Genomic DNA, 26,995 nt, shown 5'->3' on the forward strand with positions numbered 1-26,995 from the left:
GTGTCTCAAAACGTAAAGGCGCTTGACACGAGACGAGTCACGGCCAGCTGTCGAGGATGACAGTTCCAGTTGGAGCGGGCCCCGTGCGAATAGCGCCGTTGGGTTCTCTCTCCATAATAGCTAGGTGTCCGTGGCTACCGGAGACGATGCAGACGGGGAATTCAGGGCCGTTCGGCAGTTGTGCGCGATAGAAGCGCAACCTGGCACTCGCCGGGTCCTCTTTAAGTATCCAGAGCTCACCGAAGAGCCGCGTGCCCAGGGGGAGGTTGGGGGTACCCATTGAGCCAGATCCACGCTGAACCACGGTAGCTTCAACGCGCCCACTCTTGAGAGGAGGCGAAAGCATGCCCTTCTTGATGTCACTTCCAAGAGTGAAGACGACCTGATCCCTCCATCTGAGCCCGTGCTCCTCCATCGCCTTTACGGCGTCTGCCGGGCAGTCTCCTCGTTCCGGTTTTACCTGAGCGCCGGGGCAACCTGCATTCACGGCGAGCACCGTCCCCAATCCGATGGCTTTGCACCACTTCAGGCGTTCGGCCTCATTGGCGAACTTGGGCGGCTTCTGCGGAGTGAGCGCTCCCTTCTGCATCTTCACGTTGGACTCCTTCTGGATGGAGACGGTCACAGTAGCGCCTGGGGCCGTCTCTGTGGCGGGTGCTTTGGCTGGAACGGATGCTGGAGGCGGGCTCTCGGGATTCGTCGAACTGGGGCTATGAGCGGGTGGAGCAGCAGCTGCGAACTCTTCCGGTCGATCCCAGCCCAACGTGGAGGCTGCAACAGCGGCAAGTGCAGCAGCGCCAACCGCACCACCAACGACCAGCCACTTCCGCCAACGCCACCGGAGCTTTGCAGAAGAATCGACGGATGGAAGTGGCCTTGGTGAACCTTCTGCGCGCTCTGATTCTGACACCTGAGCTGAAGGCGAATGGATTGAAACGCGGTACTCCGCGCCTTGATGCTCCAACAACTCGGCCAGTTCACGGCGAACGGCCTCGAAGTTCTCCGACCTCTTCGCTGGATCCTTGGCCAGAAGTCGCCGTACCAAGCTCGCCAATGCATCTGGGATCCGTGGGTTACGAGCTTGAGGATCTCGAGGGGCGACAAGGATGCTGTTGATCGCACTACGCTGGCGATCCTCGGTCGGGCGCGGATCTGTGAGCGCGTCGTGCAGCATGACGCCGAAGGCGAAGAGTTCGTCGGTCACTCGGAAGTCGTACCGCGCCTTTGGCTTCTTCTTGTTCGCGTACCACCAACGGTTTGCCTCGGGCGCGCGATACCGCTCTGTTCCTGGGGGGAGTCCAGCGTCCGTAAGTTCCGGAGCCTGGGCGAAATCGGCTGCTCCGAAGTCGATGATGACGGGCTCACCGTTTGACTTACGGATCAGAACGTTGGTCAGCTTCAGGTCCCGGTGGAACACTCCTCGCGAGTGCATGTATGAGATAGCCGCAGCGGTCTTCACGAAGACTCGGATGATCTCCAGTGCAGTGGGATGGATACGCTCGATCCAGTGTGCGAGAGTCCAGCCTTCGACGTATTCGAGCACCAAGTACAAGTGCCCGCCTGTCTCGTCGGGCCACCTCCCATGCGCAACTACGCGCACGATGTTCGGGTGGTCCATCAGGAGCAAGCAGAGAAGTTCGCGCAATGTTCGTGCATGCGTCTTCTTCTCGTCGGGAGAGCCCTCGGGCAACAGGGCGATCTTGAGCGCATAGAGCCGACCGTTCTTCTCCACCTTCTGGACGGCGCCAAAGCCGCCAGAGCCGAGTGACGCGACCACCTTCCAGCTGTCGATCATCGTCCCGGTGGGCAACCCTTGGGAGCCGAGAAACGCGATCATTGCGTGCTCTCCTTCGCTCTGAATCTCACTTCGGGGATCGAGATGCCGCGCCCCGTTGCATCTCTCAGTTCCATGACGAACGGCTCACCAGCGTCAGGGGGCGCAATCTCCACGAACAGACGGCCCACTTCCCCGGACGCAATATGCGCTGCGTCCATTTCCACTGCGCGAACCGTCAAAGGCACTCCCGATTGCATGCTTTTGATGGTGACTTCGCTTGGAACCCAAGGTGTCTGGTCCGGAGCGTTGCGGATCTGCAGGTCCACGAGTGCCCATCTCTCGGCGCGGTGGGCTGTACCGTTCTCGCAGACTAGCCCGCTAGCAGTATGGGGCGCACCAATACAGTTGGTGAGCGCACGGGTGATCACGCCTATGGGTGTCAGCAACCCAGCACGCGCGAAGTTCATAGGACTGAGCTTCGAGCAGCGCGCTTGAGACTCGGCCAAGTCGGCCAGACACGACTCGACGGTCTGTTCGCGCCGTATCACGTCGATCCGAGTGTCCACCTCGGAGACGTGCGACACGAGAACAAAGACGGCACGTTGCCCATCGGCAAACAGTACGCTGAGAGCCAGGCGCTCGGCGGAGCCAAGGTCGACCAGTGGCTCAAGAATGATGGAGCTATCGCCTGCGTCGAGCGTGATTCGAGTGCCGTGCCCCTCTACATCGACGGCATCCCGGTTGATCTGGGACTTGAAGCGGAGCAACGTGGCGACGCCCTTGGCTACGTGGATCTCGTGCGGCGGATCAGCAGGGTTGCCGGTCACGGAGACGTGGCGCTGCCGTTGCTCTCGGGGTGCTCTCGGTTGAGCCCGCGCCGTCGTTCCCAAGATGAGAACGAGAGCGAGGACCAGTGTAGTAGGTTGGACCACTGCGGGATGACCTCCAGGGTCAACCTACCAGATCCCAGTTGCTCGGCGAATCACGGTCGGAGCGACGGTCCCACACGCCTACTCCGCGATGGTGGGTGCTGCGGGATCAACCAGAAGAGTATTCGTCAGATTGACCGACAGTGCCTCGTCAGCCGAAGGTTCGCCCTACGTATCTTCAGGCCGTTAGATGAGGAGGCATCGAGTTGAGTTCTCTTGAAAGCATTGAACGTCTGCGACAGGTCGTCGCCGGGAATTATCGCATGCTCGGGGATGGGGCGCTTGTGGAGGAGGATGGCCTTTACTGCCCACGCTGTACTCGGCAGATGCGCATGCGTATCCAGGAACTCTTCATGCCAGGTCGCGCGCACCAAGCAAAAGGCACTGTTACTCGGGGCTGGGGACCGATCGAACTCCGTGGTACCGAAGTTCCAACCAACGAGACATACTTGCGTACATTGTCAATCTCGATTCACCCTCGTGGTTTATCACAGAGAGGACAGGGAGAACGTGGCTGTCTTCCCGAACGTTATGGGCGGACTCTCCACACAGCATACCCCGAAGGCTGTGGCCTATTACCTCGACCAAGCCGCCCGCGCTCAAAGCGCTGGCGCAAGGAGTGCGGCTATCGCCATGTACCGGTCGGCTCTTGAGCATCTGCTTGAGGATCAAGGGTTCAAGGATGGCATGTGCGGTCAGAAGGTCAGTAAGTTGGAGAAGGCCATCAAAGACAGCAACGCACCGGCGTGGGCCAAGGATTTGGATCCACAAGTGATGCGTGTCCTCTCGCATCTTGGCAATGGGGTTCTGCACACAAATGGCGGCGACATCACGAAGCAGGAGAACGCCACGCCAGAACTCGTCCAGGCCATCATGGTTACCTTTGAAGAGTTGCTTGAGGTGGTCTACGAGCAACCTGCTGCTCGTGCCGCTCGCCAGAGGATTCTGACGGAGGCTGCGAGCAAGATGAAGTAGCGAAAGCCCTCGGGCTGGGCCCTGTCGCCCATGGCCCTCGATCGCGGAAGAGGCCGTGCCGTGCTTCCAGCAGGCCATAGCAGCATCACCGTCCGAACTGGTCTTTCCGAGCCCGGAAGGTTGGCAGCGGAGGTGGGACTTCGGCCCCGGAAGGCTGGCAACGGAGGCGGGGCTTCACCATGCTCCTGTGGCCGAAGGCCCAGCCTCGTAGACTCCGGTTTCACAACCTGCGGGGGACCTGTGCCTCGCTTCGTATCCAGTCTTGGGCGAGCCCTGGCGCTGTTGCCGCCGTTCTCCGTCATACGGCCCCGAACCTCACCATGCGGCGGTACTCCCCCATGGGCCCGGGCTATCTACGCCCAGTAGATCAACTGGCTGTCCTTCGGTGTCGTGCCGGGCAGGCATCCGACCCCCTGCGAGCCGTCGCGGGAGGGGGGAGCAGGTCGGGTATAGAGGCAAGGTACCCCGGGCCCCGGAAACACGAAGGCCGGTAGTCCCAAGTTTCCCCAGGAACTACCGGCCTTTGCGACTGAGCGGCGGACGGGATTCGAACCCGCGACCCCGAGCTTGGGAAGCTCGTGCTCTACCAACTGAGCTACCACCGCGACCGAAGCGTTCCCAAGGTAGGAGTACCGCCCCGCCTTGTCAACGAGAAGTGCGCTCAGGCCTCGGTCTCGGCCAGCGAGTAGTCCGTGGCCAACCCCCGCTGGGCCTCCGTGAGCAGCTCAATGCGGTGGACGAGCATGGTGCGGCCCGCGGTGTTCACCGTGAAGAGGACACGCGTCTCCTGCATGGTGGTGACGAAGCCCTCCTCCGTCCGGGGCAGTAGCTCCGGCAGCCGCTCGGGCGGCATCGCCTCGACCAGGAGGGCGAGGTTGGCCAGGTGGGTTTCCAGATGCACGCGCACCTCCACTGGCAGTGTCCGGAGCCGCGACTTCGCGGACCGCGTGTACATCATCCGTTCATGCCCCATGGCCTGACCTCTCGGAGAGAAGGTTAGGCACGGGCCAACGGGCGGGAGGCTCGGTGGAGCGGGCAGGGGACCGGGCGATGTCACGGTGGCTTACTCTCCTTCCTCCACGTTGAGCTGGTACGGGTCCTGGAAGTTGGACTCCCGGTTCTTCGAGTCACGCACCTCCAGCACGTAGACGCCGGGCTCGGCGCTGTAGCGGATCGTCTCCGGCTGATCCCCCTTGGCCCGGTCCGCGGTCTGCACGAGGGCCAGCTTGCCGTCCTCTCCCACCCGGTGGAGGTACAGTCCCACGTCCACCTTCAGGATGCCCAGCAGCGTGGCCCGGATCGGCGTGCGCACCGGGCGCTCGCTCAGGTCCAGCCGGTAGTAGTCCACGTCCTTGGCCGGGTACACGGTGCCGCGCACCGCCTTGCCGAAGATGATGTCCATGCCCCGGTCCGCCGTGTTGTTCGGCTCGCGCTCCTCGCTGCCGTTGTCCGGCACCGCGGTGATGGTGATGCGGTAGGGCAGGTCCGGGTTCTCGAAGTCCTTCACCCACTTGCCGTCGATCTTCCGCGAGGCCCCCTCCACCCGGAAGTAGCAGGTGTCCTTGCAGGAGACGTTGTTGAGGCGCTCGGGCTCCTTCACCGCGCCGTCATTGGCCTTCAGCGTCACCGTCGGCTGGGCCCCGTCACCCGCGGGCGGCTCCACCGCCGACAGGATCAGATCCAGCCGCTCCACCCCCGACAGCTCCACCTTGGCCAGCATCGGCTCGCTCGTGCGCAGCACGTAGTGGTCCACGTCGCTCTTGGGCGCCAGGAAGCCCTCCTTGAAGCCCGAGAGCGGCAGCGGCGTGGCCTTGTACAGCTCGTCGTTGGGCTCCAGCTCCGCGTTGGCGCCGGCCTCCTCCAGCGAGACGGTGAGCGTGTACGCCGTGGTGGCGTTGTAGGCGCGCTTGGCCTCCTTGCCCGTGCCCACCCAGCTGCTCTTCACCACCACGTAGACCACGTTGTCGGTGGCGCGCACGCCGATGTTGCGCAGCGCCAGCGGCTCGCCGTCCTTGCCTCGCAGCGAGAACAGCGGGGCCTCCGCGGCCGAGAGCACCGCCAGCTCCGGCCGCACGCCCTCGATGGCGGACAGCTCGATCTTCAGGGCCAGGCCCGGAGGCTCCACGGGCGGGGGCGCCGCCAGTCCGGCGTCCGTCGCCTGGGCCACCGCTCCGCCCGTCTCCGGAGGCGTGCTCGGGGAACCCTCGGGAGGGGGCGCGGGCGGCGTGCCCTCCGAGGAGGGAGGAGTGCCCTCGGGGGCCGGGTTGGTGCCTTCCGCCGGCGGAGGAGTGCCCTCGGGGGGCGGGGGAGGCGTCTCTCCGGTGGGCGCTGGCGTCGGAGCCGGGGTGGGAGGCGTCGCCTCCGTCGGGACCGGCGCGGTGCCCGGCTCGGGCGCGGGCAGCTCGACGCGGTACCAGTCCTCGTCCCCCGCGTGGCCGATGTAGGCCGCCACGGTCTGTCCGAGCGCCAGCGGGTGCGCGTCCACGGCCCGGTCATTGGGCTCGCGCTCCTCGCCGTCATTGGGCCGCCGGTAGCTCAGCGTGAGGGTGTACGCCCCGCCGCTGCCCTTGCGCGCCGAGGCCACGCGCACGAAGCGCTCGCCCTCGACGAAGAGGTTGGGGAAGCGCTCCGGCTTGCCCTCTCCCTCGCTGTTCACGCTGCCCAGCCGGTTGCGGTCCCGGTCGTACACCTCGAGCACCACGTCCCCGCCCGGAATGCCCGTGACGCTGATGTCCGCGGCGCGCGCGCTGCCGGGCGCCAGCCGGTACCAGTCCTCGTCCGCCTTGGCCGGGTCCGCCGAGAGGGCGGCGGTCACCACCGCGTCCCGCGCCAACGCCAGCGCCTGATCCGGCCGCTCGTTGGGCTCCTTCTCGCTCAGGACGTCCGGGCCCGCATCCACCGGCCCCGCATCGGGCGCTTCCTCCTTGCCCTTGGGGCAGCCGGCCAGCACGGCGCACATGGCAATCCAGCACAGACGTCGCATCGCGTTCCCTCGCATCGGCCGCCTACTCTTGTCCCTGGGGGCAGGGTGTCAAGCATCGCAAACACGGCAGTGCCCGTTTTCATCCGGACCGGGCGTGGACTGGAGCGCGACTTGGCGTCCGATCCAAGATGCGGGGCATGCGACGCCTCCTGGTTTTGCTCACCCTGCTCCTGTTCGCTTCCGCGCCTCGGGCCTTCGCGGCGCCTCCCTCCGTCGGCTACGCCCAGGCGGCCGACTACCTCGAGAAGGACTCCCACCCCGAGCGCTACCACCCCGTGAACGCGCTGGACGGGCGCGACACCACCGTGTGGTGCGCCGCCGAGGGGCAGGGCACCAGCCCGCTCACCATCGGCTTCAAGGGGGTGGCCACCGTGGACGAGGTGCGCCTCTATACGGGCAATGGCTCGGAGCGCACGGCCTTCAAGGCCTACGCCCGCGCCAAGAAGCTCACCCTGCAGGGCAAGGACAGCGCTCGCAGCTTCACGGTGGAGGACAAGCGGGGCTCGCAGACGGTGCCGCTCAACCCGCCCATCTCCGGCGGCTGGTTCACCCTGCAGGTGAACGCGACCTTCCCGGGCTCCGAGGCGAGCGCCCCAGTGTGCCTCACGGACATCGTCTTCTACTCGGAGGGCAAGGCGCTCAACGGCACCAAGCTGGCGCCCAAGCTGAAGTACGACGCGCGCATCGAGCCGCTGCTGGGCACCTGGTTCGGGGGCCTGGAGAAGGCGCCCGACCGGTTCCTCTCCTTCTATGTGGACGGCACCTACAGCTTCGTCCACGAGCCGTTGGAGGGAGAGGAGCGCACCTCCTTCACCGGGACGTACACTCTCTCCAGCTCACGGCTGAGCCTGGATGTGCCGAAGAAGGGCAAGGTGGCGCTGCGCTACGACCGGCAGGAGGCCGAGGGGGCAGCGGACGGACACACGCTCACCCTGGAGGGCGATCTGCCCGAGGAGTGGAAAGAGCCCTTCCGGAGCCGTCCCTGAGCGGGAGGCCCTGGAGAGGCGGGGTGGGGCCCGAGCGCCCCACCAGGGGCCGGACTAGCCCGCGGAGAGCTTCTTCTTCACGCTGAAGGTCTTGAAGAAGGCGACGATTTCCTCGACGGCCACCTTCACATCGGTCGCGTCCGCGAACTCCGACTCCAGGAAGATGCCACCGCAGGATTCGCAGGTGTCGTACTGGAGCGGGTGGGCACGGTCTCCCCCCATCACCCGGACCAGGTCCACCTGACACTCGGGACATTGGCCGGTGAGGGCTTCCGCGTCGACCTTCCCGCCCTGACTCTCCAGCCCGGGGAGGTTGTTGTGGAGCAGGACCCGGTTGAGGTCCGCGACGTCGATCCAGAGGCCGCCGCAATCTCCACACTTCCGCAACGTCAAATCATCCCCTTCGAGATCGGCCATCTCGACGTTGCACGTGGGGCAATTCATGGGGCGGTTCGTTCTCCTGAAAGGGGGAGGCTTGCTCCCCGTGGATAGGAGAATGATAGGGCGCCCGAAATTTCGGATGCAACCCACGCCGAGCGTTCTGTTGCCAGCGAACCTTCAGGCCTTCATCCGGCGGATGTCCGCCCCCAGGCTCCGCAGCTTGCGTTCGAGGCGCTCGTAGCCCCGATCCAGGTGGTACACGCGGGCCACCTCGGTCTTCCCCTCGGCCCTCAGGCCCGCCAGGATGAGGGAGGCGCTGGCTCGCAGGTCCGTGGCCATGACGGGCGCTCCGGACAGCTTTTTCACGCCCTTCACCACCGCCGTGGGGCCCTGGATGGTGATGTCGGCGCCCATGCGGTGCAGCTCCGCCACGTGCATGAAGCGGTTCTCGAAGATGTTCTCCGAGATGACAGAGGTGCCGCTGGCCACACACATCAGCACCATGAGCTGGGCCTGCATGTCCGTGGGGAAGCCGGGGTGCTCCGTGGTGGTCACGTTCACCGGCTGGATGGCCTTGGGCGCCTTGCAGCGGATGCCGCCGTTCTCCGTGGTGAGCGTGCAGCCAGCCTCGCGCAGCTTGAGGACCACGGCCTCCATGTTCTCGGGCTGGGCGTGCTTGACGAGCACGTCCCCGCCGCTGATGGCCGCGGCCACCAGCAGGGTGCCCGCCTCGATGCGGTCCGGGAGGATGGTGTGCTCCACCGGACGCAGGCTGTCCACCCCGTCGATGGTGATGATGGAGGTGCCCGCGCCTTCAATCCGGGCCCCCATCTTGTTGAGCACCCGGGCGAGCTCCTCCACCTCGGGCTCGCGGGCGCAGTTCTCCAGCACGCTGCGGCCCTTGGCCAGCACCGCCGCCATCATCACGTTCTCCGTCCCGGTGACGGTGATGACGTCGAAGTTGACGGTGCCGCCCTTGAGCTGCTTGGCGCGGGCCTCCACGTAACCCTCGGTGAGGGTGATCTCCGCTCCCAGTGCCTTCAGGCCCTTGAGGTGCTGGTCGATGGGCCGCGCGCCGATGGCACAGCCGCCCGGCATGGACACGCGGGCCCGGCCATAGCGGGCCACCAGGGGGCCCAGCACCAGCACCGAGGCGCGCATCGTCTTCACCAGCTCGTACGGGGCCTCGGGGACGATGTTCGCCCCCACGGTCACCTCGCACACGTCCTTGCGGCGCCCGGTGAGCCGCTCGGCGCCGCAGCCCATGGTGCGCAGCACCTTGAGCATGGTCGCCACGTCCACCAGGTCCGGCACGTTGCGGTAGGTGCTCGTCCCGTCGGCCAGCAGCGAGGAGGCGAGGATGGGGAGCGCGGCGTTCTTGGCCCCCGAAGCCTTCACCTCCCCGTGCAGCGCGGGGCCTCCCTTCACGACGATCTTGTCCATCTGTCCCGTCTCACGACTGTGGCCCGTGGGCCGCAGGCTGTGTCCCAAATGCCAGGCGATCTCGCCGCTCCAGGTCCTTCTCCACGCGCGCGTCCATGAATCCCGCGGCCTGGAGCAGCTCCCGGACGGCCTCTCCCTGGGTCTCCCCAATCTCCATTGCAAGGAGGCCGCCAGCCTGGAGGCAGCGGCGGGCCCCTTCAATGACGCGGCGGATGAGCGCCAGTCCGTCCGCACCCCCGTCCAGCGCCAGGTGCGGCTCGCGGCGCACCTCCGCCGACAGCTCCGGAATCTCCCCCGAGGCGATGTAGGGCGGGTTGGAGACCACCAGCGCGAAGCGGGCGTCGGCGGGCACCGGCTCGAAGAGGTTGCCCTGGAGGATGGAGACGCGGGCGGCCACTCCGAGCGCCTCGGCGTTCTCCCGGGCCAGCGCACAGGCGTCCGGCGACACGTCCACGGCCAGCACGGAGGCCTGGGGGCGCTCGGCGGCCAGGCTGATGGCGATGCACCCGGAGCCGGTGCACACATCCAGGGCCTGGGAGGGCGCGTCCTTGGGCAGGGCCCGCAGGGCGGCCTCGACCAGCAACTCCGTCTCGGGGCGGGGGATGAGCACCCGCGCGTCCACCTTGAAGGGGCGGTTGTAGAACTCCTTCACGCCCGTCAGGTACTGGGTGGGCTCGCCCGCCATGCGCCGCTCGATGAGGGCGCGGTAGGAGCCCAGCTCCTCCTTGGAGAGCGGTCGGTCCAGGTCCACGTACAGCCGCACCCGGCTCATCTTCAGCACGTGCGAGAGCAGCACCTCGGCGGTGAGCCGAGGCGCATCCACCTCGCGCTTCTCGAAGTGCTGGGTCGTCCAGGTGAGGACCTTGCGGATGGTCCAGGTGTCGCTCATGCGCGGGGGCTGGGCGGCGGCGCGGACGCACCGGTCTGCTGCTTGAGCGCCTCGGCCTGATAGTAGGTCCGGCAGGCGGTCATCACGTCCTCGATGCCTCCGGCCATGATGCCCGGCAGGTTGTGGACCGTGAGGCTGATGCGGTGGTCGGTGAGCCGATCCTGCGGGAAGTTGTAGGTGCGGATCTTCTCGCTCCGGTCGCCGGTGCCCACCTGGCCGCGGCGCATGGAGTCGCGCTCGGAGTTGATGCGCTCCTGCTCGATCTCATAGAGCTTGGCGCGCAGCATGCGCATGGCCTGGGCGCGGTTCTTCGTCTGGCTCTTCTCCTGCTGGCACTTCACCACGATGCCCGAGGGCTTGTGGATGAGGCGCACCGCCGAGTCCGTGGTGTTCACGCTCTGGCCACCCGAGCCCGTCGAGCGCATCACCTGCATCTCGATGTCGGCCGGGTTGATCTGCACGTCCACGTCCTCCGCCTCGGGCATGACCGACACGGTGATGGTGGAGGTGTGGATGCGGCCCTGCGTCTCCGTGGCTGGCACGCGCTGCACGCGATGCACGCCCGACTCGTACTTCATGTGGCTGTAGACGGCCGGACCCGACAGGGTGATGGTGACGTCCTTCACGCCGCCCACCGCACCGGGGCTCATGTCGACGATCTCCGCCGACCAGCCCTTTCTCTGGGCGTAGCGGAGGTACATCTGCATGACCTCCTCGGCGAACAGGCCTGCCTCGTCTCCACCGGCGCCCGCGCGGATCTCCAGGATGACGTCCTTCTCGTCATTCGGGTCCTTGGGCAGCAGGAGGATCTTCAGCTGCGCCTCCATCTCGTCGCGCTGCTGCTTCAGCCCGGGCAGGGCCTCGCGGGCGTACGCCTTCTCGTCCGCATCCCCGCCATCCAGCCAGGCCTCGACCTCCTTGAGGTCGTCCAGCACCTTGCGGTAGGCGCGGAAGGCCTCGACAAGCTTCTCCAGGCCGGCACGCTCCTTGGAGACCTTCTGGAGCCGACTGGTGTCGGAGAGTACCTCGGGGTTGGACAGGTCGGCGGTGAGGCGCTCGAACCGGCGCTCGACCTCTTCAAGCTTGTCAATCATCGTCGTTCCAGGGGTATTGCCCCGTTGGCCGGCCGCTGGCAAGGGCGGAGGGCATCAAGAAATTCCTTGGTGGCACGGGCGGGAGCGTGAAAGAAGGGCGCCCGCTGCCGCTTCTACACTGCGGCTCAACATCTGCACTGGAGTCCTTCTACATGCCCGCCCAAAAGGGAAATCGCTCTAAGAAGAAGCTGTCCAACCGCGCCAAGACCAAGAAGGCGGTCCTCAAGCGCCGCCGCGTGCGCGCCAAGCGCGGGCAGAACAACAAGCCCCGTCGCTAGCCATCCCCGGCCGCCTCCTCTCCTGTCCGTTCAGGGGAGGGGGCCCGGCGAGCGGTAGGGCTCCAACTCCGGCAGAAGCCGGGGGAGCTTGGCCGAGCTCTTCACCAGCAGGCGCATCACGTCCTCCGCCTCCGCGCCGGTGACGACGATGGGCTGGAAGGGAAAGTCCGGGTAGCGGTCCGTTCGCAGCGGGATGATCTCGCTGGAGAGGTAACCCCCCGGGGAGAAGCGCGCCTTGTAGAGCGCGCTGCGCTTGTCCTTCGGGTTCCAGTGGCCCCCGAAGACGAAGTTGCCCAGCGAGTAGACGGCCGGAGCGCCCTGGTGCAGCTCCATGGCCTGCAGCACGTGCGGGTGGCTGCCGAGCACCCCGCCAGCGCCCGCCTCGATGGCCGCGCGCGCCAGCCGCACCTGGTACGGCAGCGGCTCGTAGGTGCTCTCGCGGCCCCAGTGGAAGAAGGGCAGCACCACGTCCGCCTGCGCCTTGGCGGCGAGGATGTCCTCGCGCAGCATGCGCTCCATCACCTCCACGTCCGAGAAGTGGCCCGCCACGCCCGGCGTCGTCTCCGTGGCGTACACCTGGGGCGGCTCGATGTTGCGGTCTCCGAGGAAGAAGTAGCCCAGGAAGGCGAAGCGCACGCCGCCCACGGTGACGGTGGCGGGCCGGCGCGCCTCGGCCAGGGTGCGCCCCGCGCCGAAGTAGGGGATGCGCGCCTGCTCCAGCGTCATCAGCGTGTCGATGAGCCCCTGCGCGCCGTAGTCCATCAGGTGGTTGTTGGCCAGGCTCACCACGTCCACGCCACCGGAGAGCAGGGTGTTCACGAACTCGGGGCGCGCGCGGAAGTTGAAGTTCTTGGGCAGCTTCTCCCCGCGCTCGGTGAAGGGGCACTCGAGGTTGACGAGGAAGAGGTCCGCGGTGTCCGCCACCGCCTTCACCTCTTTAAAGCCGTGGGCGAACATCTCCTCGCGCGAGCGGCCCTTGCCCACCTGCTCGTCGAAGTAGGTCTGGTAGTGCTGGCCCACCGTCACGTCTCCGCCCACCAGCAGGGTGACCGGGCGAGGCGGCTCGCTCACCTGTACGGGGGGCGGCGGGGGTGTCGGCTGGGTGACAGCGGCCTGCGGCGTAGGTGAGGCGCTCGCGGTGGAGGTGGACGCGCCCTCTACCGGCGAGGGCTCGGAGGAGGGCACGGGCCTGCGAGCGCAGGCGGCGGCGAGGAGCAGCAAGAGGGCGGCGTGGCGCATAAGTCTTGGGAAACTCTACCTTGCGCCCTTCAGTTGGCGACGCGTAGATTGCCCGCGATTTCATGGCCCGCGAAAAGGACAACATCGCGCTCTCCGACGAGCACAACACACGCGGCATCGAGCTGGCGGACCGCGGGTGGTTGGACGAGGCAATCAAGGAGTTCAAGAAGGCCATCGAGCTGGATCCGAACTCCGCCCACGCCCACGACAACCTGGCCACCGTCTACGCGGAGAAGAAGCTGTTCCGCGAGGCCCTGGCCGAGTACCTGCTGGCCCTGAAGCTGGAGCCGGAGAGCGCTACCGCCCACTACAACCTCGCTTGCTTCCTCTCCACCCACGCCGCCGAGATGGCGGTGGAGGAGTACCGGGAGGCCATCGAGCTGGACCCGGAGTACCCGGACGCGCACCTCAACCTGGGTCTCACCTATGCGGACCAGGGGCGGCTGGAAGAGGCCATGCGCGAGCTTCAGACGGCCATCGAGCTGGATCCGCAGGATCCGTTCCCCCGCCATGAGCTGGCCGCGCTGCAGATGGACGAGGGGGACTACCGCTCGGCCATCAACCAGCTGAAGGAAGTGGTGCGGCTGGAGGCGGACAACTTCGAGGCGCAGCTGGACCTGGGCATCTGCTACGCGCAGAAGGGCTTCTACGCCGAGGCCGAGCGCGCCTACGAGAAGGCCCGGGCGCTCAACGCCGAGGACCTGCTGCTCAACTACAACCTCGCGGCGCTCTACGCGCTGTGGGGGCGGCCCAAGGATGCCGTCACCTTCCTCCAGAAGGCGCTGGCGGCGGACCGCAACAAGGTGATGGGCTGGCTGTCCACCGACCCCATGTTCGACTCGCTCAAGGGCGAGGCGGACTTCGAAGCGTTGTTCTAACGCGATGGAATGGGTCTTCCTCGGATTGGCGATCCTGCTGGTGTTCGCCAACGGCTTCTTCGTGGCGACGGAGTTCGCCATCGTGAAGATCCGCGCCACGCGCCTGCAGGCGCTGGCGGACGAGGGGCGCCCCGGCGCGGGCAACGCGCTGAAGATGGTGGAGAAGCTGGACGCGTACCTCTCCGCCACGCAGTTCGGAATCACGCTGGCTTCGCTGGGGCTGGGCTGGCTGGGTGAGCCGGCGTTCGCGCACCTGCTGGAGCCGCTGATCGCCCAGGTGGTGCCGGAGGAGGCACGGGCCACGGTGGCGCACAGCGCGTCGGTGGCGGTCGCCTTCGCGATCATCACCTTCCTGCACATCGTCGTGGGAGAGCTGGCGCCCAAGAGCCTGGCCATCCAGCGCGCGGAGGCCACCACGCTCGCGGTGGCGCTGCCGATGCGCGCCTTCTACGTCGTCTTCTACCCGGCCATCTGGTTGCTCAACGGCATCGCCCGGCGGCTGCTGCACGCCTTCGGGTTGGAGTCGGCGAGCGAGGCGCACGAGGCGCACAGCGAGGACGAGCTGCGCGTCATCCTCCACAGCTCCGCGGAGGCGGGTTCCATCACCACCTCTCGGGCGGAGCTGCTCGAGCGGGCGCTGGAGATGGCGCAGAAGACGGCGCGCCAGGTGATGGTGCCCCGCAACCAGCTGAAGTACCTGGATGTGGAGGAGTCGCTGGAGAAGAACATCCTGGATGCGCGCGCGGCCGGCCACACGTGGCTGCCGGTGTGCCGAGGGAGCCTGGACGAGGTGGAGGGCGTGGTGAACGCCAAGGACCTGTTCTTCCTGCTGTCGAAAGGGGAGCTGCGGGCCCTGGCGCAGGTGCAGCGGCCGGTGCTCTTCGTGCCGGAGAACGTGACGCTGGAGCAGCTCCTGGCGGAGTTCCGCCGCCGACGCCGGCAGATGGCGCTGGTGGTGGATGAGCACGGCGGCACGTCGGGGCTGGTGAGCATCGCGGACGTGGTGGCCGAGGTGGTGGGCGATGTGGCGGAGCTGGGCCGGCGGATGGACGAGGTGCGCTCGTTGCCGGGGGGCCGCTTCGAGCTGCCAGGCTCGGCGCAGCTGGACGATCTGGAGGAGCGGCTGGACGTCACCTTCGACCTGAAGGAGGACGAGAAGGGCGAGGTGACGACGATCGCCGGCTACCTGATGACGAAGCTGGGGCGGGTTCCCGAGAAGGGGGACAACCTCAAGCTCGACATGTGGCGCATCCTCGTGGAGGAGGTGGATGGGCCCCGGGTGGTGCGGGTGACGGTGGAGCCGCAGAACGCGCCCAAGCCCACGGCGCCGCCGCCCACGGATGGCACCGCGAATGCCTCGGCGCCGTCGGGACGAGGGACGGGATAGCCCCTCCTGGAGAGACGGGCTCTCCCTAGCGCCGGTTGATCTCGTCTTCGATGTCCTGGCGGACCTTCGCGTAGACGCCGCTGTAGTCGTTGTAGGCCTCCGGAGACGCCTCGTAGAGCGCGGCCTCCCACGGACCCATCAAGGCGCCGCTGGCGGAGAAGTCGGGAGCCTCGGGATCCTCGATCCAGCGCTGGAGCGCGGCGCTGGCGACCCATTCCACCGACTTACTGGCCACGGCCTTCGCGCCCGGTACCGTGGGCGGGGTGATCGCCTGGGCGAGCCCACCCAGCAACCCGGCGAACCGCTCCCGGGACTCGCGCGTCGCTTCGAGCTCGTCCTTGTAGGTCCGCAGGGCGATGTCCGCACCCGCGCCCACCGTGCCTGACAGCGTCGCCAGCAGCGTGAGCGCGGCGGCGCGCTCGTCGCCAGGCGCGGCGTTGGTCACCTGGTCGATGATGGCCGCGCCGATGCGATCGGTGGACGCCACCACGTGATCAGCGACGGTGCCCCCATTCGGCATCTGGATGTTCGAGGCCTCCGGCGCGAACACCATCTTGGAGAAGAAGTCCGCCAGCGCCACCTGCAGGTTTACCTGTGAGCGGTCCGCCTGGGGGACCGAGGCCTCCCGCACGAGCTGCTCGCCGTAGGTGCCGTAGAACCCCGCGAGCGCCTGGTACCGCTGCGCGTTCAGCCGCTCGGTGAGCTGCGGGTTCACCCCAGCCAACGCCTCGAAGAGCCCGCCGGACTCGAGGAAGTTCGTCATCAGCGTGAACGCCTCGGCGCGCTTGTCCTCGGGAATGGTGGCGGCGAGCTCCGGGGTCGAGGAGAGCGCGAAGTATGCCGCCGCGCGCATCCCATCTCCTTTCGGGCCGGCGGGCGCGTTGGCCAGCAGCATCTGCGCTACCCGATCGACCGAGCCGCCAGGGCGGCAGTTGTCCGGATTGAGCGAGAGCTGCTGGATGAAACTGGCCGCCTCTTCGGGCGACATGGCATCGAGGAACGCCGACATCTGCGCGTCGGTGATGAGGCCCTGCTCGTAGGCGCGCGCGACGCCGTTGGCCATCTCCAGGGATTGCTCGAGCGGCACAGGGGGCATCTGGCCCCCGGTGAACATCCATGCGTTCCCTGGGTTCGAGGCGACGTGCGCATAGAGGAAGTCGCGCTCCGCCTGGGAGAGGGTCGGATCGGCCAGGACCTCTGAGTAGAACCAGGGCTTGCCCAGCTCCGCGTCGACCCGATCGCGGAGTTCTTGCTGCCGCGCTTCGGTGAGCAGGGCGCCGGTGCCTGACGTGTCGGACTGGACCAGCGCGCTTGTGCTGGCCGCACTCGCCGCGACGGGGTTGCCAGTCAGGTTCGCCAGCGCGGCCCGCGGCGCTTCGAAGCCATCACGGAACTGAACGCCCGACGCGGGACGGGCCGCACCGGTGCCGACACCCGCGGGCGCCTTCGTCTCCAAGGCCTTCGCGATGGACTGCTGCACTCCCGACCGCTGGATTCCGCCCGTGCTCACGGTGAGTCCTCTCTTAAAATTCTCTTCGATATGGATTATCGGCCCGGCGCGCGTGCGTGTTGCCCCTCCACGGTGTGAGCCGCGCGGTGGAAGCCCCGGCTTGCTAAAAGCCGCACTGTGGGTGAAACATGCGCTCCCTGGAATTCCAACCCGAGGGTCCGCATGAAGATCCGCTGCTTCGATGCACGCATCCCGTTCGTCGTGCTGCCGCTGCTGACCGCTCTGGGTTGCGGCGGCATGTTGGAGGAAGAGGTTCCCGAACCGGGGCAGGAGGAGCAGGCGCTGAGCGGAAGCCTGCGGGGGAACACCATCTACGGTCGCTGGCTCGGCTCGGGCGGGCGGAACCCCTCCAGCCCGAGCAACCGGGTGTTCATCCTGGACCATGCGGGCCCGACGGCCACGGTGACGTTCACGCTCACCTCGGCGGCGGACACGTACCTCTACCTCCTGGACGCGAGCGGCAACGTGCTCGGCCAGGATGACGACAGCGGGGGCGGCTACAACTCGCGGTTGTCCGCCACGCTGGCTCCGGGGACGTACAAACTGGTGGCGGCGACCTACGCGGCGGGCCAGAGCGCCGAGTTCACGCTGAGCTCGGACAAGGCGCCCCTGCGCTTCTCCCAGCGGCTCACCCTCAAGGCGGCGACGCAGTTCCTCTGGGTCTACGACGATCGCGGCACGGGCGCCTCGGACGATGTCTCCATCTGGCGCCCGAACCTCAGCCAGCACCCGGGTTTCTACTCGCTGGGCGACGTGGCCATGCCCGACGGCGCGGGAGGGCCCTCCCCAAGGATGACGTTCGTGGTGCAGGGCGAGGGGGATCTGCTCGCCAGGCCCGTGGACTACACCTGGGTGTGGAGCGACTGGGGCTCGGGCGGGACGTACGATGGCTCCTTCTGGGAGCCAGTCGCGCCCGCGGGCTACACCTGCCTCGGCTCGGTGGGAGTGCTGGGCTACAACAAGCCCTCGACGGACCTGATCCGTTGCGTGAAGAGCGAGTACGTGCTGCCGGCCAACCCGAACTGGGTGTGGAACGACAGTGGCTCTGGCGCGGACCATGACGTGGCGCTGTGGCAGGCCGTGCCGGCGGATCATCGCGGCCTGCATGCGTCTACCTTCATCGCCCGGCCCAGCCACTCGGACACGGGCGGCAGCCGCTACTGGGCCCTCAACAAGAGCGCCACGGCGAACCCGGAGTTGACGGGGCTGCCGGTGGATGCGGCCACGGCGGTGGCCTTTGCCCCGCGTGTGTGGATGCACCCGGACGAGTCCTACTTCCCCTCATCCACGGAGTTCCACCTGGCCAACGTGCATGAGGCGGGCGGCTTCCTCGTGACGAACCAGTCGTTGGGGTGCGACTCCTGCACGGATCCCCAGTTCCTGGATGGCCAGCGGCCGGATCAGACGCCAGTGCCGGTGTACGCGGAGCTCATCACCCGAACGCAGGGGGGCGTGCCGACGAACGTCACCGACGTGATCTATTGGATGTTCTACCCGTACAACAACGGCAAGCGGGTGTGCATCGGGTGGTACTCGCCCTGGGGGTGCGCGGGGGGCTACTCCACCTTCGGCAACCACGTGGGTGACTGGGAGCACGCGACGGTGCGCTTCGTGGATGGCCGCCCATCGCAGGTGTACCTGAGTCAGCATGCCAGCGGGCAGACGTTCAACTTCGGCGACAAGAGCCTGAGCCTGGTGGGGTGGCGCCCGGAGATCTACTCGGCGCAGGGCTCCCACGGCGTGTACCCGGACGCGGCGCGGCACATCTACAAGAACCTGCCCAACGGCGACTTCCTGGCGGACGACACCGGACGCGGCATCGCATGGGACACGTGGAACTCCCTGGTTCCCTTCGCCTGGCAGCCGCAAGGGTCGTTCGGGGGGAGCCTGTCCTGGCTCAACCTCTCCAGCCGTTGGGGCAACCCGAAGTCGGGCTGCGAGTTCTCGGAGCCGGTGGCGGGGGAGTGCGTGCTCAATGACGGGCCGACAGGACCCATGTCCAAGAGCGCGTCGCAGCCAGACTTCCTGCCCCTGGATTGACCCCGCTTCGCCTATGCTCCCGCCGGGCCGTACGCCCCTATTTCCCCTTCAGCCGGAGAACAGACATGTTCGGAAAACTCGCCGCGGATGCCCTCGGTCTCAGCGACATCGGCTCGGTCATTGCGCCGGCCGACTACGACAAGGTGGACGCTGACGACTATGTGATGCACGAGGATCAGGAGAAGATTTACTTCCTGATCAAGTCCAAGTCCGATGAGTACTGTTTCACCAACAAGGCGCTCGTCCACCTCGACGGCACCAGCGCCGCCAGCAAGAAGCGCATGCTGCGTCGCTACACCTATGGCACCCACCCTGTCTCGAACGTGATGCTCGAGACGGCTGGCACCATCGACATGGACGTGGAGATCAAGTTCCGCCTCGGCTCGAAGGACTTCTCGATCGACGTACACAAGAAGCACATCGAGCAGGTGAAGGACCTCTACAAGGCGCTGTTTCGCATCTCCGAGATGATGTACGAGAACGAGATGGCGCTCGGCCACGCCAAGGCGAGCGTCGAGGTCGCTTCCACCACGCTCGGCCGTGGCCAGGCGGGCCAGCAGCCGATCGTGGAGGCCTTCAAGGAGCTCAACCAGGCCGCCTTCTCGTGGCTGGCCGGCGCTCAGCAGAAGTACTGGGTGAAGGACTTCGGCACCGTGTTCGAGCGGTACATCAAGTTGTAATGCCGTGAAGTCCCTCTCTCACATAAAGGGCGCCATCGTCGGCCTCGCTGTGGGAGACGCGCTCGGCTACCCGGCCGAGTTCCGTACTCGGCGCCAGCTCCAGGAGGAGCTGGCGCCCGAGGGCATCACCGGATTCATCCGCCTGAAGGATCCCCGCTTCTCGCGCCCCTTCTTCACCGGGCCCGATCATCCGCCGGGCACCTTCACCGACGACACCCAGATGAGCCTCTGCGTGGCCGAGGCCCTGCTCGCCGCCGGCCGCGCGGACCGTGACACGCTGATGCGGGAGCTGGCGAGCCGCTTCGTCCAGTGGCACCGCTCCGAGGACAACAACCGCGCCCCGGGGGAGACCACCGGCATCGCCTGCGAGCGGCTGGCCTCCGGCGTGTCCTGGCGAGAGTCGGGCGTCGCCCACTCCAAGGGCTGCGGCGCCAACATGCGCGTGGCCCCCATTGGCCTCTACTACGAGGACCTGGACACGGTGGCCGAGGTGGCACGCGACGCGTCTCGCCTCACCCATGGCCACCCCGCGGCGCTCGAGGGCAGCGCCGCCGCCGCGCTGCTCGTGGCGCTCGCGCTCCAGGGCGCCTCGCCCGCGCACATGCACGCCGAGGTCATGCGCCGCTGTGGCGGCAGGAGTCCTGACTTCGACGCGTGCTTCTCCCGCGTCCCCGCGCTCATCGAGCTTCCTCCGGAGCAGGTCCTCATCGACCGGGAGCGGGGGCCACACGCGCTCGGCGAGGGTTGGGTGGCGGAGGAGGCCGTGGCCTGCGCGCTCTACTGCTTCTGGCGGCACCCGGACGATTACCGCACGGCGGTGCTCGAGGCCGTCAACACCGACGGGGACTCCGACAGCCTCGCCACCATCACCGGCTCCCTCTGTGGGGCGCGCGTGGGGCTGGAAGGCATTCCCTCCGAGTGGGTGGAGGGAGTCGAGCAGCGCGCCAGGTTGCTGCGACTGGGCGAGCTCCTGGCGGACGCCCGCTTGCTGCTCGCGGAGGGGTAGGATGCCGTAACGCCTCCAAGGACGGCCATGTACACGCCCCGCCACTTCAAGGTCGATGATCCGAACGTTCTCTTCGAGCTGATGCGGCGCTACAGCTTCGCGACGCTCGTCACCGTGGAAGAGGGCGTCCCCGTCGCGACACACCTGCCGGTCATCGTCCGGCGGGAACCGGAAGGGGACCGGTTGCTGGGCCATGTGGCTCGGGCCAATCCTCAGTGGAAGGGGCTGAGCACCACGCGTGAGGTGCTGGTCATCTTCGAGGGCCCGCATGCCTATGTCTCGCCCTCCTGGTACGCGAAGGCACCGAATGTGCCCACTTGGAACTATGCGGTCGTCCATGCCTACGGGAGCGCTCGCCTGATCGAGGAGCCCGCGGCGGTGGTGGATGTGCTCCGCGAGCTGACGAACCTTCACGAGTCCCGCTTCGAGCAGCCCTGGCGGATGGAGTCCGCGGAGGCGTACGTGAAAGGGTTGCAGGGGGGAATCGTCGCCTTCGAGCTGTCGATCACCCGGTTGGAAGGCAAGCTCAAGCTGAGCCAGAACAAGAGCAGCGAGGACCGGGCGGGTGTCATCGCGGCACTGCGCCGGAGTGAGGATGCCCTGGACCGGGAACTCGCGGAGCTGATGGCTCGTCACGCTTCTCCCTAAAACGTGCCTTGCCTGCCCCGGGTGTTACCCTCGGGTGCGGACGGGTATGGCGAAGGATTCGGACGACAGGCTCCGCGACACGCTCAACTACCTCGAGCAACTCCTGGGGCGCGAGGCACGCACGCACATCGAAGGGCGGATGCCGGCGATCGGCACTGTTCCGGCGGACCAGCTCTCCGCGCAGATCAGCGTCGGCGGTGATCGCGGCTGGTTCCACAACCCCACGGAGACGTCACGGCGGCGCGCACTGCGCGCCACGGCGCTCGCCGCCATCGTGCTGAACAACGTCAACGCCGTCACGGTCCAGAACCTGCTGGCCAATGCCGCCGTCCGCGGAACCATTGATGGCGCGCTCCAAGGCCGCTGGCGTGCCTATGACGGGACCGTGGACATCGACACGCTGCGTCCACGCCTGGCGCAGCTGCGGGACTACTCGCTGAACTTCCTGCGGGCCTGTCCCGTCCTGCCCTGCGATGGGCTGCTGAGGCAGCCCCACCACGTCGACTATGGGCTCGTCACCGTGGATGGCGCTGGCGTGGATCCGATGGTGTCACCGATGGTGCTGACTCCCAGCGGGATGCCCTTCTATGCCTTCAAGCTCACGTACGCTCCCGTCACGAAGCGGGCACAGGGCTTGAACATGTACTTCCTGCCGTGGCGCTCCGCGCGCATCACCGGAATGACACTGCCGGCAGCGGGGGGCCCGAACCTGTTCTTCACGGCCGGGATCAACGGCTGCTCCGTCTTCGTGGAGGGGCCCACCAACAACCCCATCGTCTATCACGCAGGTATCACTCCGCCCTGGCCGGACATGGACGCCGCGCTACCTGGGGCCGTGCGCTTCGCTCGGCTCCGCGATGACGCCGCAGCGGTCTGGCGGTACCTGTTCTTCCTCCGCTCCCAGTTCACGCGGCGCGCCAGCGACAACTTTGGCGAGGTGAACAAGGCGCACTACATCGCGGATGGGACGCTCGACCCCCAGGGTGCGAAGACGACCCGACGCGTCGATCAGTTCCGCCAGCAGATCACCGCTGCCTGGGCCTTGCCACCGCATAACCTCGTCGTCACCAGCTGTGCGGCCTGGGGCTCGGTGTTCGGAGTCCGCAGCGGACTCGGACACTGGAGCTTCTACTTGCAGGAGAACGCCACCATCAATTTCACGGACGCCCATGGCGTTCGCTACGCCACGTCCCGGCTGCTGCGGCTCAGCAAGTTCTACCCGCGCCTGCCCGCCTACGAGCATCTGCCCATCCACAGGGCGCAGGTGCCGGATCTGCGAGACCTCGGGGACTCGGTGATTCGGATCGGTTGAGTTGTATTCAGGGTTGGCTCGCGCCGGCGTTCCGCCCGTGGGGGGCGTGCTATATCGAGCCCATGAAACGGACCATCGTCGTGTGTGGCCACGGGCCTGGAATCTCCGATGCGGTGGCGCGCAGGTTTGGCAAGGAAGGGTTCGCGGTCGCGATCGTCGCTCGCAACGCGGAGCGTCTGAAGGCCTCGGCCGAGGCGCTCTCCGCCGCTGGCATCACCGCGAAGGCTTTCTCCTGCCAGCTGGGTGATCCCCAGGCCGTGCGTGCGCTCATCCGCGATGTCCGCGCGTCGCTCGGGCCCGTCGCGGTGCTCCACTGGAACGCGTACACCGGCGGGGCCGGCGATCTGACGACCGCGCCCGCCGAGGAGCTGCGCACGCCCCTCGACGTCGCGGTGACCGGGCTGGTGGCCGGTGTGCAGGAAGCGCTGCCCGATCTCAAGAAAGAGAAGGGCGCGGTGCTCATCACGGGTGGCGGGCTCTCGTCCTACAACCCGAAGGTGGATGCGCTGGCGGTCTCTTGGGGGGCCATGGGGCTGGCGGTGGCGAAGGCCGCGCAACACAAGACCGCCGGGCTGCTCCATCAGAAGCTCGCGGGCGACGGTGTCTACGTGGGCGAGATCGTCGTCCTCGGGCAGGTCAAGGGCACCGCGTTCGACTCCGGCCAGGCCACGCTCGAGGCGTCGGACATCGCCGAGAAGTTCTGGCAGCTGCATCAGGGCCGCACGGAAGCCACCATCAACTTTCCGTAGCGAACCCGCTCCGAGGGGAGCCACTGCTCCCCCACACCGAGGTTCCGCATGCAGCCCTTCCCGGACTGGCGCCCCCACGCCCTCGATGGCGCGCTCCTCTGGTTCCACCGGAAGACGGGCACGAATCTCCGACTGGATGGCCCGCACACCCGCCACCTGAAGCGCAGGGCGCCCCGGCTGGTGCTGTTCGGCATCACCAATGCCTGCAATCTCGCCTGCACCTTCTGCTCACGAGACCGGGAGGCCCGGAGCGAATGGACGGTGGATTCGGCCTTCGAGGTGTTGGAGGGCCTTTCCCGTGCGGGCACCCTCGAAGTTGCCTTCGGTGGAGGTGAGCCCCTGGCCTTCCGGGGCTTCGATGAGCTGGTTCGCCGGCTCGCAACCGAAACGCCGCTCGCGGTCCATTTCACCACCAACGGGACGCTGCTCTCCGAAGAGCGCCTGGCGCGGCTGTCTCCGTACCTTGGCGAGGTCCGCGTGTCGCTCTACGAGGACAATGACTGGGAAGGGTGCATCCAGCGCCTCGCCCACGCGGGGCAGCGGTTTGGCGCGAACCTCCTCGCCACGCCGGACCGGGTGTCCGAACTGCCGGCACAACTCCGGATGCTTCACCAGCGAGGCTGTCGCGATGCCGCCGTGTTGCGCTACGTCGGGAACGACCCGCGACTGCGGCTGAGCGCGGCGGACGAGGCCCGGCTCACGGCCGTGATCGCCGAGAGTCCCCTCCGCGCGCGGCTGTCCGTTTGTTTCGGCGATACCCTGGTGGAGGTTCCTCGGCTCTTTGGGGGCGACTGTGGCGCGGGTCTGGACTTCGTCACCCTCACCTCCGACCGGCGGCTGAAGGCCTGCTCCTTCCATGGCTCGGGCTTTCAGGTCTCTTCCGCGGAGGAGGTGCTCGCGGCGTGGACCGGGCGGCGGGAGCGGCTGTCGGCTCCTTCGCCACTGCAGGGCTGTGCGCGGGCGAGCACCCCGCGGGCGGAGTCGCTTCCCGAGGGTGTCCGCATCTGGCGCGGCTTCTCGGGAAACAACAGCGGGGATTGCGTGCTGGTGGGCCGCTTCGAGACCTCCGAGGAGGCCAGCACTTATATCGATGCGCTCCTTCCCGACTGGAAGCCCGGAAGTCTCTACCCGGAGCGCTGGAAGGAACTGCTGGCCGCGGAGGGCATTTCGGCGGGGGAGGGCGAGTACTCGCCGGAGGTGATGACGTCCATTGGCAGCACCGTCCTGCTCCATACGGACATGACACTGGGGGACGACTTCCCTTCGCTGCGGGCACTGCTGTGGAAGCGAAAGGGGCGCGCGGTCCACTCCGAGATTCACGGACACGACCCGCTGGCGCTGGCCATCGGGTTCGGCGCGAAAGAGGGGCGCGCGCTCGGCGAGCTGGAGCAGGCGCTGAGCCAGGAGCAGTTCGAGCCCTTCGTTCGTCACGCGAATCAGCTGTATGGACTCGTCTCTTTCGGGGGGACCCCGCGCGGTGCCGAGTCCCTGGAGGTCCGAGTCGAGAGGCTCAAGGCCATCGCTCGGGAGTGTGGCGCGGTCGTCTCGGCGGAACTGGTGAGGGTTCCCGAGGAGCAACGGCTCGAGCGGCACCTGGCGTCCCGCGTCCCCAAGGCCGGTCGGGAGCGCATGTGGGCCCGATTCGAGTCGGCACAGGCCGCCTCCCGCTACGCGCGTGACCTCAGTGGCACGTTCACCGTTGCTGGCCCGCATGTCCTGTTCGAGGAGGACCACTTTGGGCCACGGCTGGGATTTCTCGCCCAGCGTCAGGGTGGCACGGCGCAGGTGCTCACCAGCAAGCGTGTCCTCGTGACGGGCAGCTTCTCTGAGACACAGGCCGGGCCGCCCGACATCGTTCCGCACCTGCGTCCGTACCTGACGCCAGACGACCGACTCGAGGTCGGCCAGCAGGCGCGGTGGATCTCCGTGGAGGTCAACACCCTGGAGCCAGGGCGTGTGTTGAAGGCGCTCATCGAGCTGGAGGCGCTCCTGGGAGCGCGGGCCTGGGTCCGGGTGCAGCCGGACAATCCACTGGCGGAGGCGCTGCACCGTATCCGCAGGGACCTGGCGTCCCGTGCGGGTGGCTCGTCGCCCTGAGTCGTACGCGCTTCCGGGCGTACTTCAGGCCGCCGCGGGGCGGGACACCTCGAGGATGCCGAAGCCGTTGCCGCCGTAGAAGGTGGCGAGCTGCTGGGCGCTCACGGTGAGGGTGCCGCCGCGCACCAGCGGATCCCCGACGAGGTACTGGCCCTCGGGCGTCTTGCCGAGCACGGTGATGAAGTGGCCGCCCGGGTCGCGCCCGTTGAGGTAGTTGCCGACTTCGAGCTGGCTGGAGCCCCAGGCGCTCCAGGCGCCGTAGCCGCCGAGGATGACCGGGTTGCCGCGCGCGAGCGCCTGATCCACCGCGCTCACCACCGGACCAGACAGCGTCGTCGTCCGCGCCCCGAGCGCCCGCAGGCCCTGGGCGAGCTGCGAGGTGCCCATGCGCGTGGAGTACGTGCTGTCGTAGCCGAGCACCGCGTCGCGCACTCGGTCGATGGAGGAGGAGGCCGTCTGCGCCGTGGCCGGAGTCATCAGCCCCAGCGCCGCCAGCGCCATCACCCCGGAGGTCGGGCCACAGTCATTGAATCCGTAGGGGTTGCCTCCGCTGTTGGAGGCAGTGGGGCCCCACTGGGTGAGGAAGAAGCGGTTGGCCTCCTGGAGCGTGGTGGGCAGGCCCGCGCCTGCGGGGGGCGAGGTGGGCGTGCTGGGCACGGTCGGAGTCTGGCCGCCCGGGAAGAGCGTCTGCACGTGGCTGCGGATGAGCTGCTCGTACTGCTGGCCGCGCCAGTCGTTCATGCCTCCCGGGCCTCGGTGCCACGCGCGCGCCGCGGCGTGCGGGCCGCCGTAGGCCCGCGAGAAGTCGGCCAGCTTCTTGGCGGCGAACTCCAGCTGCCACTCGGGCGGGATGCTCACCGCGTTGGCGCCGCGCCCGGCGTAGAAGTTCTGCTGGCCCGGCTGCGTGGTGCGCACCCACGCCTCGAACTCTCCCAGCAGGCCGTTGTCGTCGTAGCCCAGCAGGCCATGGCCCGTGCCATCCAGGTGGACGATGTGGTTCTTGAAGCTCGACTCCTGGAAGACCATGCCGGCCAGGATCTTCGGATCAAAGCCGTACTGGGTGCCGTAGCGCTCGATCGTCGGCCACAGCTCCTGGAGCGTGAACGTGTGGTTGGGCGCGTTGGAGAGCGGCCCCGTGCTGGGCGTGCCCGGCGTCGTCGGCGTCGTGGGTGGAGTCGGCGCCGAGGTGCCGCCCGGCAGGGTGAGCGTCTGGCCCACGTAGATGCGGTCGGGGTTGGACAGCCCGTTGGTGCGCATCAGCGCATCCACCGTGGTGCCGAAGCGCTGGGCGATGCCCGAGAGCGTGTCTCCGGCGCGCACCGTGTACGTGGAAGGCGTGCTCGGAGGCGGGGTGGGCGTCGTCGGCGTGCCGCTCGGGATGCTGAGCTGCTGGCCCACGTAGATGCGGTCGGGGTTGGTGATGCTGTTGGCCCGAGAGAGCGCGTCCACCGTGGTGCCGAAGCGCTGGGCAATGCCCGAGAGCGTGTCTCCCGCGCGCACCGTGTAGACCGTGCCCGTGGCCTGGAACGCGTCAACGCGTGCCGTGGAACGCGTACCAATTGATTGGGATGCTTCGAAGCCGTCCGCGGGCAGGCTGCTCCGGGAGGCGAGGGGAGCAGTCGCGGCGGCAGTCGAAATGGGCGAGTTAACCTTCTGGAAAGACTTGGGAATCTCGTTCGTGGCGATACGCATGATGGGCTCTCGGGAGGGCTGT

Annotated in this window: 23 protein-coding genes and 1 tRNA gene; 12 read left to right on the forward strand and 12 right to left on the reverse strand. The window is 67.5% G+C overall.

The window, feature by feature from the left end:
• Positions 1-37: 37 nt before the first annotated feature.
• Both SYV04_RS25400 and SYV04_RS25405 read right to left on the reverse strand, forming a co-directional pair.
• The gene (locus SYV04_RS25400; RefSeq protein ID WP_321548476.1) at positions 38-1,837 is read right to left on the reverse strand and encodes a serine/threonine-protein kinase; all 1,800 of its coding nucleotides are present in this window, start codon (positions 1,835-1,837) and stop codon (positions 38-40) included.
• A complete protein-coding gene (locus SYV04_RS25405; RefSeq protein ID WP_321548477.1) occupies positions 1,834-2,709 on the reverse strand; it encodes a DUF2381 family protein in 876 nt (291 codons plus the stop codon). Before SYV04_RS25405 ends, SYV04_RS25400 begins: the two co-directional genes overlap by 4 nt.
• A 507-nt stretch (positions 2,710-3,216) precedes the next feature.
• Between SYV04_RS25405 and SYV04_RS25410 the strand changes: the two genes are divergently transcribed.
• Positions 3,217-3,681, forward strand: coding sequence for a DUF4145 domain-containing protein (locus tag SYV04_RS25410; protein WP_321548478.1), 465 nt, complete (start codon positions 3,217-3,219; stop codon positions 3,679-3,681).
• Between the two features lie 532 nt (positions 3,682-4,213).
• Here the strand turns inward: SYV04_RS25410 and SYV04_RS25415 are convergent.
• From SYV04_RS25415 to SYV04_RS25425, 3 genes are all read right to left on the reverse strand, one after another.
• Positions 4,214-4,286 (reverse strand) — tRNA-Gly (locus tag SYV04_RS25415).
• Between the two features lie 56 nt (positions 4,287-4,342).
• Positions 4,343-4,654 carry a hypothetical protein gene (locus SYV04_RS25420; protein WP_321548479.1) on the reverse strand — a complete coding sequence of 104 codons (312 nt, stop codon included), beginning with the start codon at positions 4,652-4,654 and terminating at the stop codon, positions 4,343-4,345.
• Positions 4,655-4,744: 90 nt separating this feature from the next.
• The gene (locus tag SYV04_RS25425; protein ID WP_321548480.1) at positions 4,745-6,664 is read right to left on the reverse strand and encodes an ABC transporter substrate-binding protein; all 1,920 of its coding nucleotides are present in this window, start codon (positions 6,662-6,664) and stop codon (positions 4,745-4,747) included.
• Between the two features lie 137 nt (positions 6,665-6,801).
• Between SYV04_RS25425 and SYV04_RS25430 the strand changes: the two genes are divergently transcribed.
• Entirely contained in the window at positions 6,802-7,650 is an 849-nt protein-coding gene (locus SYV04_RS25430) for a discoidin domain-containing protein (protein ID WP_321548481.1), read from the forward strand.
• Positions 7,651-7,704: 54 nt separating this feature from the next.
• Here the strand turns inward: SYV04_RS25430 and SYV04_RS25435 are convergent, their stop codons facing one another.
• From SYV04_RS25435 to prfA, 4 genes are all read right to left on the reverse strand, one after another.
• Complete coding sequence (locus SYV04_RS25435) at positions 7,705-8,094, reverse strand: zf-TFIIB domain-containing protein (RefSeq protein WP_321548482.1); 390 nt, start codon at positions 8,092-8,094, stop codon at positions 7,705-7,707.
• A gap of 114 nt (positions 8,095-8,208) precedes the next feature.
• Positions 8,209-9,474 (reverse strand): UDP-N-acetylglucosamine 1-carboxyvinyltransferase, encoded by a 1,266-nt coding sequence (gene murA, locus SYV04_RS25440; protein ID WP_321548483.1) that lies wholly within the window; start codon positions 9,472-9,474, stop codon positions 8,209-8,211.
• Positions 9,475-9,484: 10 nt separating this feature from the next.
• Positions 9,485-10,363 (reverse strand): peptide chain release factor N(5)-glutamine methyltransferase, encoded by an 879-nt coding sequence (gene prmC, locus SYV04_RS25445; protein WP_321548484.1) that lies wholly within the window; start codon positions 10,361-10,363, stop codon positions 9,485-9,487.
• Positions 10,360-11,457, reverse strand: coding sequence for a peptide chain release factor 1 (prfA, locus tag SYV04_RS25450; RefSeq protein WP_321548485.1), 1,098 nt, complete (start codon positions 11,455-11,457; stop codon positions 10,360-10,362). The genes prmC and prfA overlap by 4 nt, the downstream gene beginning before the upstream one ends.
• Before the next feature lie 152 nt (positions 11,458-11,609).
• On the opposite strand from prfA, the gene SYV04_RS25455 reads away from it, so the two are divergent.
• Positions 11,610-11,735, forward strand: coding sequence for a hypothetical protein (locus SYV04_RS25455; RefSeq protein WP_321548486.1), 126 nt, complete (start codon positions 11,610-11,612; stop codon positions 11,733-11,735).
• 30 nt (positions 11,736-11,765) lie between these two features.
• Here SYV04_RS25455 and SYV04_RS25460 read toward each other — a convergent pair whose 3' ends face one another.
• Entirely contained in the window at positions 11,766-12,974 is a 1,209-nt protein-coding gene (locus SYV04_RS25460; protein ID WP_321548487.1) for a CapA family protein, read from the reverse strand.
• Between the two features lie 62 nt (positions 12,975-13,036).
• Here SYV04_RS25460 and SYV04_RS25465 point away from each other — a divergent pair, with 62 nt between their 5' ends.
• Positions 13,037-13,852, forward strand: coding sequence for a tetratricopeptide repeat protein (locus SYV04_RS25465; RefSeq protein ID WP_321548488.1), 816 nt, complete (start codon positions 13,037-13,039; stop codon positions 13,850-13,852).
• Positions 13,853-13,856: 4 nt separating this feature from the next.
• The gene (locus SYV04_RS25470) at positions 13,857-15,239 is read left to right on the forward strand and encodes a hemolysin family protein (RefSeq protein ID WP_321548489.1); all 1,383 of its coding nucleotides are present in this window, start codon (positions 13,857-13,859) and stop codon (positions 15,237-15,239) included.
• A gap of 25 nt (positions 15,240-15,264) precedes the next feature.
• Here SYV04_RS25470 and SYV04_RS25475 read toward each other — a convergent pair whose 3' ends face one another.
• Entirely contained in the window at positions 15,265-16,749 is a 1,485-nt protein-coding gene (locus SYV04_RS25475) for a hypothetical protein (RefSeq protein ID WP_321548490.1), read from the reverse strand.
• A 162-nt stretch (positions 16,750-16,911) separates the two neighbouring features.
• On the opposite strand from SYV04_RS25475, the gene SYV04_RS25480 reads away from it, so the two are divergent.
• The 7 genes from SYV04_RS25480 (at position 16,912) to SYV04_RS25510 (ending at position 25,281) form a co-directional block, all read left to right on the forward strand.
• Complete coding sequence (locus SYV04_RS25480) at positions 16,912-18,789, forward strand: Vps62-related protein (RefSeq protein ID WP_321548491.1); 1,878 nt, start codon at positions 16,912-16,914, stop codon at positions 18,787-18,789.
• Positions 18,790-18,854: 65 nt separating this feature from the next.
• The gene (locus SYV04_RS25485) at positions 18,855-19,469 is read left to right on the forward strand and encodes a PH domain-containing protein (protein WP_321548492.1); all 615 of its coding nucleotides are present in this window, start codon (positions 18,855-18,857) and stop codon (positions 19,467-19,469) included.
• Between the two features lie 4 nt (positions 19,470-19,473).
• Positions 19,474-20,475 (forward strand): ADP-ribosylglycohydrolase family protein, encoded by a 1,002-nt coding sequence (locus tag SYV04_RS25490; protein ID WP_321548493.1) that lies wholly within the window; start codon positions 19,474-19,476, stop codon positions 20,473-20,475.
• 27 nt (positions 20,476-20,502) lie between these two features.
• Positions 20,503-21,123: an FMN-binding negative transcriptional regulator gene (locus SYV04_RS25495; protein WP_321548494.1), complete on the forward strand. Its 621-nt coding sequence runs from the start codon at positions 20,503-20,505 to the stop codon at positions 21,121-21,123.
• A 46-nt stretch (positions 21,124-21,169) separates the two neighbouring features.
• Entirely contained in the window at positions 21,170-22,435 is a 1,266-nt protein-coding gene (locus SYV04_RS25500) for a hypothetical protein (RefSeq protein ID WP_321548495.1), read from the forward strand.
• Between the two features lie 62 nt (positions 22,436-22,497).
• Positions 22,498-23,184 carry an SDR family NAD(P)-dependent oxidoreductase gene (locus tag SYV04_RS25505; protein ID WP_321548496.1) on the forward strand — a complete coding sequence of 229 codons (687 nt, stop codon included), beginning with the start codon at positions 22,498-22,500 and terminating at the stop codon, positions 23,182-23,184.
• Between the two features lie 48 nt (positions 23,185-23,232).
• Positions 23,233-25,281: a radical SAM protein gene (locus SYV04_RS25510; RefSeq protein ID WP_321548497.1), complete on the forward strand. Its 2,049-nt coding sequence runs from the start codon at positions 23,233-23,235 to the stop codon at positions 25,279-25,281.
• A 24-nt stretch (positions 25,282-25,305) separates the two neighbouring features.
• Here the strand turns inward: SYV04_RS25510 and SYV04_RS25515 are convergent, their stop codons facing one another.
• Positions 25,306-26,973, reverse strand: a complete 1,668-nt coding sequence (locus SYV04_RS25515; RefSeq protein WP_321548498.1) for a LysM peptidoglycan-binding domain-containing protein — start codon at positions 26,971-26,973, stop codon at positions 25,306-25,308.
• Between the last annotated feature and the right edge of the window lie 22 nt (positions 26,974-26,995).

This window comes from Hyalangium ruber, assembly GCF_034259325.1.
Classification (GTDB): Bacteria; Myxococcota; Myxococcia; order Myxococcales; family Myxococcaceae; genus Hyalangium_A; species Hyalangium_A rubrum.